The organism is Candidatus Protofrankia californiensis (assembly GCF_900634765.1).
GTDB classification, from domain to species: domain Bacteria; phylum Actinomycetota; class Actinomycetes; order Frankiales; family Frankiaceae; genus Protofrankia; species Protofrankia californiensis.
Window position 1 is genome coordinate 1 of the sequence record NZ_CAAAFT010000393.1, and the last position, 7,771, is coordinate 7,771.

Below are 7,771 nucleotides of genomic sequence, written 5' to 3' on the forward strand. Positions count from 1 at the left end.
GGCGGGCGGGCCGACGTGCGGTCGCCGAGGCGGTTGCCCGGGGCCATCAGGTCACCGCGGTCGTGCGTGATCCGGCCAGGTACCGGGAACTGGCCGGTGACGGGGTGACACTGGTCGCAGGCGATGTCACCCAGGCCGGCAGCGTGGCCACGGTCGCCGCCGGGCACGACGTCGCGATCAACGCCGCGGCCCGGATGGACGTGCCATCGCAGGCGTTCTTCGTGGGCGCGGCACATGCCCTGCTCGAAGGCCTGGCCCAGGCCGGCGTCGGCCGGCTGCTGGTGATCGGCATCGGCACCATATTGGAGACCGCGCCCGGGGTGCTGGTTCATGACGCTCCCGGTTTCCCGGCGCAGTGGCGCACGTTCTCGTTGGGGCACGCGGAGGAACTCGACGTGCTGCGCACGGCGGACACCGGGATCGACTGGCTGATGGTGGCGCCACCGCCGACCGTCCTCGACAGCGAAGCGACACGGACCGGCCGGTATCGGATCGGCGGCGAGCAGGTGTTGCCCACCGACAAGGACGCGGCGCCATTCTCCTACGCCGACCTCGCGGTCGCGCTGATCGACGAGATCGAGGCCCCGAAACACCATCGGACGCTGATCGCCGTAGCGTCCTGACGGGCAGCAACGACGGACGTCCCATCAAGCGCTGGCGGTCCACGCGCGAACCGTTTCCTCCGGGCGGATCGAGCCGCCTGATATCTCACCGAGTTTGCCAGGCTCCGCCTCGACGACCGGATAACTATCGTTGTCCGCCTTGAATTTTCACGGTCACGACAGGACGGGGGCCTCACGACAGAAACGGGCTGAGGAAAGGGCTCGCGTGGCCCGACCAGGAGACCGTGAGCAGTTCACGAGCCCGGGTACAGGCGACGTACAGCAGGCATCGCTCACGCAAGGTGTCCTGCTCGTGTGCCTTCGGATCCGCATCCACCGGTGTGACAGCCCAGCGCAGGGGCACGGATGCCGCGGAGACGTCGATGACCGCCATCGCGCGGTACTCCAGCCCCTTCATGCGGTGCATGGTGCCGACCTCGACCCCGCCACGGGATTTGCGTTCCAGGTCACAGGCGTCGAGACCCGCGTCGCGCAGGGTGCTGATCGCCGCGAGCACCGACTTCTTCATGCGGGCGGCAACACCGATCGCGGCCGGGTCGACGCCACGGTCGATCCATCCACGGACCGTGACGACCAGACCTTCCATCTCCGCGTCGTGGCTGGCGTATCCCGTCAGGACAGGTGGAGCCGAACCCCGAAACGCCGACCGGTAACCGTCGAGGGTGTCCACGCCGGCGTCCATGTCGTCGACCATCTGCCCTCGGAGCAGCCCCACGGCCCAGCGCAGGATCTCCTCGGTGGTGCGGTAGTTGAGATTGAGCCGATGGGAACGGCCGCGCACGTTGATACCGAGGCTCGACAGCGAGACACGGTGGTCGTAGATGCGCTGATGGGCATCGCCGACCACGAACAGGTCGTTCGGCCCGTCCGGGACCGCCGCCCGGAGCAGCCGCCACTGCACCGGGTGGAGATCCTGCGCCTCGTCGACGATGACGTGCGCGAAAAGCTCGGCGGTCGGAGCCTGCGAAAGGTACCGGGCCGCGTCGTCGGCGAGTTGGTAGAAGGTCCGTTCCCCGGTCTTTTCACGGTTCTCCAGGAACCGGCCGAGAGCCTGCCAGACCATGAGGCGCTGGGCCCTGGTCAGGCGAAGGCCCCGGCCGGGGCGCGGTGCGCCCAGGTATTCGGCCTCGCTACGCAGACCCTGCGCCAGAATCACCTGCTCCCATTCCTGGCGTAATGCTGCGCCGGTGAGCGGTGCGAGCAGCCCGGCCGCCGCAACGTCCCACAACATCGCGATCCGGTCGTTGTCGGCGAGAACCTTCGGTTCCCTGCCCTCGGCCTGGCGGACGATCCTGCGGGCAAGCGCATCGACGGTGGTGACCTCGATATTGCCGTAGCCATACGAACCCGCGAGTGACCCCAGGCTTGATCGCAGGTTGTCCGCGAGTGTGCGGACGAACGTCGTGACAAGGACCGGCCGCGTCGAGCCGGCGGGAAGCCGGCCTGCCAGGTAGTGCGCCCGGTGTACGGCCACCACGGTCTTCCCGGTACCCGCGCCGCCGGTGACCCGCACCGGCCCGCTGTAGGTCTCCCGGTAGGCGATCCGCCGCTGGGAAGGGTGAAGGAAGATCCTCCACAGGTCCAGTGGACGGTTGAGGGCCTCCTGGAGCTCGGAAGCCCCGCGGGGGAAGAAGACCGAAGGCGAAGCCAGCAACGCCTCGACGCCGGACATCGCCTCGCGCCGGGCCGTCCCGACGATTCCGAGTTCGGCCCGGGCCTCGCGGACGGAGTAGCCGGCGGCGAGCATCTGCAGCGCGTCCGCCTGGCTGGCAGCGAGCACGCCCGTCAACGCGGTGAGGTCGGCCTCGAAGGGGACTGTCCAGCTAACGGTGTAACGGTTGATGTTGGTGCTACGGGTGGACCACTGGCGGGTGGGTCTACTTCCGGCGTCGCCATGCCGGAATAGGAATAGCGGATGTTCCGGGTCGGACGCCGAGAAAGCGTCGTGCTTGCGTTCAGTGGGTTGCGGCGTCGGCGGCCTGGTGAGAGGTGCGAGGCCGCACGCTCCTTTCCGCGATGCCGATTGTCGTGCGGCGGGGCAGCACGCCGGGGAGGTGGGCGACGAAGGCGTTGAAGCGCCCGTCGACAACACTGGGGAGTCCTTGCTTGAGGGCTTTGAAGGTGGTGGCGACGACCTGCTCGGGGGTGCGGCGCTTTCCCACGGAGGCTTCTTCGGCACCGACAACGTCGAAGAACGGCGTCTCGGTCGCGCCCGGACAGATCGCGATGACTCTGACGCCGGTGGGCTTGGTCTCGGCCCACAGCGCCTCGGTAAAGGACAGGACGAATGCTTTGGTAGCGGCGTAGACGGCCATGTGTGGGACGGGTTGGAACGCCGCGGTACTGGCGACGTTGACGATGGTGCCGTCCCCACGGGTGATCATCGCGGGCAGGAAACGGCTGGTGAGGTCCACCATGGCCAGGCAGTTGAGCTGAACTTGCGCGGTCAGCCGGGCAGGATCGGTGGTGGCCACGTCGCCGTGGGTGGCGAAGCCGGCGTTGTTGACCAAGACATCTACGGTAAGCCCGAGGGCGGATACCCGCTGCGCGAGATTGTCCGCTGCGCCGTGCTGTACGAGATCTGCGGCCAAGACGTCCACGCGCCGATGGTGGGCGGTACGCAGTTGGGTCGCGATGGTCTGCATCTTGTCCTCGCTGCGGGCGACCAGGATCAGGTTGGCCCCGCGCGCGGCGAGTTCGCGGGCGTATACGGCTCCGATGCCGGTCGAGGCGCCAGTGATCAGGGCTGTCTGTCCGGTGAAAGTCATACGATCTCCTCGGTAGTAAAGAACATCCGGCCGGTTCGTATCCGTATGGGTCGGCAGGAACGACTGCTGACGCCATCGGTCCAGGACGGGTGAGCGGCGCGGTTCCAGCGCTCGGGCGCGCCTGAGGTCCAGCGCCGCGACCGCCAACGTCTGCTCTGTTGCGCCGGGTCCAGGCGGCGCCCGGCGGCGTTGTCGACCGCGGCTCTAGCGAACGTCTCCGCCGGACCCCGTCGGTGCGGGGCTGTTCATCAGGGCCAGCTCGACGATGGCCAGCAGGGTTTGCACGCGTTCGGTGAAACCGAACGCGGCACGCTCGGTCGGTTCCAGGATGTCGGTCAGCGATTTCAGGCCGTCGAAGGCGCCCACCAGCACCGCGGCTACTGATCCCGGGTCCAGCCCGGTGCGCAGGTCCCCGTCGGTTTGGCCCCGGCGGACCAGGTCGGCCACGAAGGCGACCCATTCGACCATGGGCTTGCATACCTGCTCGGCGACCTCCGGGTCGGCCGACAACTCCTTGGTCAGGCGAGTGACACTCCAGGCACCCGGGTCGGTGGAGATCAGCTCCAGCATCGCGGGCACGAGCACTCGCAGCTGGTCGGCCGCCTTCGCTTCCGCCAAGACCCGCTCACCGATCTGGGACAGCCAACGCGCCTGCTGGTCCTGCAGTACCGCCAGCGCGAGCTCGGATTTGGTGCGGAAGTAGAAGTAGAACGCGCCCTTGGTCAGCCCCGAGGCGGCGATCAGGTCGTTCTGGGTAGTTGCGGCATATCCACGTTCGGCGAAGACCTGAGCGGCGGTGCGCAGGAGAAAAGCACGCGTCGCTTCGCCCTTGGCGGTCGCCGGGACCTTCGGCGGGTCGGATCCAGTCACCCTGCCACTATAAAACCGGCTAGCCGGTATGAACATACCGGCTAGCCGGTTTTTCACGCACCCAAGCTTGACCGTCACCCCCGCGGGCAGCCACCGACGCCGCACCGTCACGATCCGCCATGCTCGCCGGCAGCCTCGACCGCCTCTCCACCGCGACACACGACACAGCCGTACAGAATGGTCAACCGGTGCTGCTGGGCCATCACCGCAGCCCAGTTCTCCTTGACCCGCCGCACTCTGCCGATCACCAGACCGCGTCGCCACGCACCACAGCGTCGGCGCCCCCATCGGCGTAAAGCACCTGACCGGTGACGAGCGTGTTGGTCGGATCCACGAGCCAGCCGATCACACGAGCAACATCCTCGGCGGTGGCCGGTCCCCGCAGCGGCATCGGGACGTGGGCATCGAGTCCGGCCCGTAGCTCCGGGTGCGCCAACTGTCTTCGAATCATCGGGGTGTCGACGGGGCCGGACACGACGCTGCGATCAGCGCCGCGGCCCGGATGGACGTGCCATCACAAGCGCTCTACGTAGGCGCGGCACACGCCCTGCTCGAAGGCCTGGCCCAGGCCGGTATCGGCCGGCTGCTGGTGATCGGCATCGGCACCATACTGGAGACCGCACCCGGGATGCTGCTTCATGACGCGCCCGGTTTCCCAGCGGAATGGCGCACATTCTCATTGGGACACGCCGAGGAGCTTGACATGCTGCGCACGACGGACATCGATAGAACGTCGCGGGCGGTCACGAGGCGACGGCCTTCGTGCCGAGCAGGCTCTTGAGATCGCCCCAGAAGGCGGAGGACGCGTCGACCTCGGGTTCCAGGCGCAGCAGGAGGTGGGTGCGGCGGGGGCTTTCCAGCCGTATGTGTACGGGGGTGTTCCCAGGATGGGTGGTGAGGATCAGACGCAGTTCGTCGACGAGGCCCGGAGTCACCTTGTGAGTGGGTAGGGAAATCAGCACGGGCGGTCCGGCGTCCGAATTCACGCTCACGTCGAGGGTTGTCAGCTCGTGGGCGAATATACTGACGGATCCGTCGCGTTCGTTGACGCGTCCCCGTACGGAGACCACGGTGTCAGGCGTGAGCTGATCAGCATATACCTCGTAGCTTTTCGGGAAGAAGAGAACCTCGACTGCCGCGTCCAGGTCCTCGACGGTGACGATGGCCCAGAGGTTGCCATTGTTCTTGTTGACTCGCCGGTCGATCTTTGCGATCACACCGGCGATCTGCACATCGCCCTCGGTACGTCCGCTGTCAAGAAGGTCGATAATTCTCGTGTCCCGGTTGCGGTCCAGAATCCGCTGCGTGCCCTCCAGCGGATGGCTGGACACGTACAGGCCGAGCATCTCGCGTTCCTGCGCGAGAAGTTCTGGCCGCGGCCATTCGGCGGCGCTCAGGTCCAGGCCGAGCCCGATCTTGATTGATTCACCCTGCTCGTCGCTGTTGTCTCCGCCGAAAAGATCGAACTGGCCGAAAGCCTCGTTTCGTTTCGTGCCGATGACAGCGTCGATCGCGGACTCGTGGACCTGCGCCAGTGCGCGGCGGTTGTGGCCGAGGGAGTCAAACGCACCCGCCTTGATCAGGGAGTCGACGACGCGTTTGTTGCAGACGCCGATCTCAACCTTCTCCAGAAAATCGGGGAACGACGCGTAGGCACCTTTCTGCTCGTGGGTGGCGGCGATCGAGGCGACGACGTTTGTTCCCACGTTGCGGATCGCGCCGAGACCGAAGCGGATGTCGCCGCCCACCGGGGTGAAGTAAAGCGTCGACTCGTTCACGTCGGGCGGCAGCACCCGGATACCCATTTTGCGGCACTCGGCGAGATACACGGCCATCTTGTCCTTGTCGTCCCCGACCGACGTCAGCAGCGCCGCCATGTACTCGGCCGGGAAGTTCGCCTTCAGGTAGGCGGTCCAGAACGAGACGACGCCGTAGCCGGCCGTATGGGACTTGTTGAATCCGTATCCGGAGAAGGGAACCAGCACGTCCCACAGCGCCTGGGCGGCTTCGGTGGAGTAGTCCTTTTCCGCCATGCCGGCCATGAACTCCGCGTGGTTGGCATCCAGGACCTCCTTCTTCTTCTTGCCCATGGCGCGGCGCAGCAGGTCGGCCTCGCCCAGGCTGTAGCCGGCGAGCTCCCGCGCAATGGTCATGACCTGCTCCTGATACACCACCAGGTGGTAGGTCTCGCCGAGGATTTCTTCCAGCGGATCCGCGAGATCGGCGTGGATAGGAGCGATGGGCTTGCGGCCGTTCTTACGGTCGGCGTACTCGATGTGGGAGTTGGCGGCCATCGGCCCCGGCCGGTACAACGCGAGGACGGCGGCGATGTCCTCGAACTTTGTCGGGGCCATGAGACGCAACAGGCTGCGCATGGGACCACCGTCGAGCTGGAAGACACCGAGGGTGTCCCCGCGGGCCATCAACTGGAAGGTCGGGGTGTCCAAAAGCGGAAGCTTCTGCAGGTCGATGTCGATGCCACGGTTCTTCCGCACGTTGACAATCGCATCGTCGATCACGGTGAGGTTCCGCAGGCCGAGGAAGTCCATCTTCAACAGGCCCATGTCCTCGCACTGGGGGAATGGAAAACCTGTGATGATGGCGCCGTCGGCGTCCCGCCGGTGGATCGGCAGGACGTCCAGGAGCGGCTCGGCGCACAGGATCACCCCGGCCGCGTGCACCCCGGTTCCGCGGGTGAGACCTTCCAGCCCCCGCGCGGTGTCGACGATCTTGCGGACGTCCTGATCAGTTTCGTAGAGGCCGCGCACCTCGGCGGCTTCGCTGTACCGCTCGTGGTCGGGGTCGAGGATGCCGGACAGCGGAATACCCTTGCCGAACACGTCCGGGGGCATCGCCTTCGTGATTTTGTCGCCGAGGGCGTAGGGGTAGCCCAGCACGCGGCAGGAGTCCTTGACCGCAGCTTTCGCTTTGATTGTTCCGAAGGTGAGGATCTGGCACACCCGGTCCTCGCCGTACCGCTCGGTGACATAGCGGATCATGTCACCGCGGCGACGTTCGTCGAAGTCGAGGTCGATGTCCGGCGGGGTGACGCGTTGGGGGTTCAGGAACCGCTCGAAAATCAGCCGGTGCTCGATCGGGTCGAGTTCGGTGACACCGAGGACGTAGGAGACCATTGAACCGGTTGCCGAACCACGTCCCGGGCCGACCCTAATACCCTTTTCCCGGGCGTACCGACAAATGTCGGCGACGACGAGGAAGTAGGCCGGGAAACCCATGTTGGCGATGACGCCGATCTCGTGCTCGACTCGGTCGAGAACCTCTTGTGGCGGGTTCGCGCCGAACCGGTGCTCAACGCCGCGGGCCACCTCCTTACGCAGCCACGAAAGCTGGTCCTCCCCCTCCGGAACGGGGAAACGGGGCATACGGTCGACATATGCGAAGACGTCATCGTACGGCTGGACCCGTTCGGCGATCAGCAGCGAGCTGTCGCATGCGCCGGGAACCTGGTCGTCCCACAGAGCACGCATCTCGTCGGTGCTCTTCAAATAG

The 7,771-nt window shown here is 66.3% G+C and carries 6 protein-coding genes; 1 reads left to right on the top strand and 5 read right to left on the bottom strand.

Annotated elements, in window-relative coordinates; genetic code table 11:
- Positions 1-623, top strand: a 623-nt coding sequence (locus tag DD1DGNOD_RS20180; protein ID WP_131770823.1) for an NAD(P)-dependent oxidoreductase, incomplete at its 5' end; no start/stop codon positions are given.
- Between the two features lie 172 nt (positions 624-795).
- Here DD1DGNOD_RS20180 and DD1DGNOD_RS20185 read toward each other — a convergent pair.
- The 5 genes from DD1DGNOD_RS20185 to dnaE all read right to left on the bottom strand — a co-directional run.
- On the bottom strand, positions 796-2,403 hold the full coding sequence (locus DD1DGNOD_RS20185; RefSeq protein WP_241255862.1) for a UvrD-helicase domain-containing protein: 1,608 nt from the start codon (positions 2,401-2,403) through the stop codon (positions 796-798).
- A gap of 175 nt (positions 2,404-2,578) precedes the next feature.
- Positions 2,579-3,391, bottom strand: a complete 813-nt coding sequence (locus DD1DGNOD_RS20190) for an SDR family NAD(P)-dependent oxidoreductase (RefSeq protein WP_131770824.1) — start codon at positions 3,389-3,391, stop codon at positions 2,579-2,581.
- Positions 3,392-3,595: 204 nt separating this feature from the next.
- Positions 3,596-4,261, bottom strand: coding sequence for a TetR/AcrR family transcriptional regulator (locus DD1DGNOD_RS20195; protein WP_241251715.1), 666 nt, complete (start codon positions 4,259-4,261; stop codon positions 3,596-3,598).
- Positions 4,262-4,505: 244 nt separating this feature from the next.
- Positions 4,506-4,712 (bottom strand): SDR family oxidoreductase, encoded by a 207-nt coding sequence (locus tag DD1DGNOD_RS20200; protein WP_131768057.1) that lies wholly within the window; start codon positions 4,710-4,712, stop codon positions 4,506-4,508.
- 292 nt (positions 4,713-5,004) lie between these two features.
- Positions 5,005-7,771: DNA polymerase III subunit alpha (gene dnaE, locus DD1DGNOD_RS20210; protein WP_131770825.1), on the bottom strand; the 2,767-nt coding region annotated here is incomplete at its 5' end.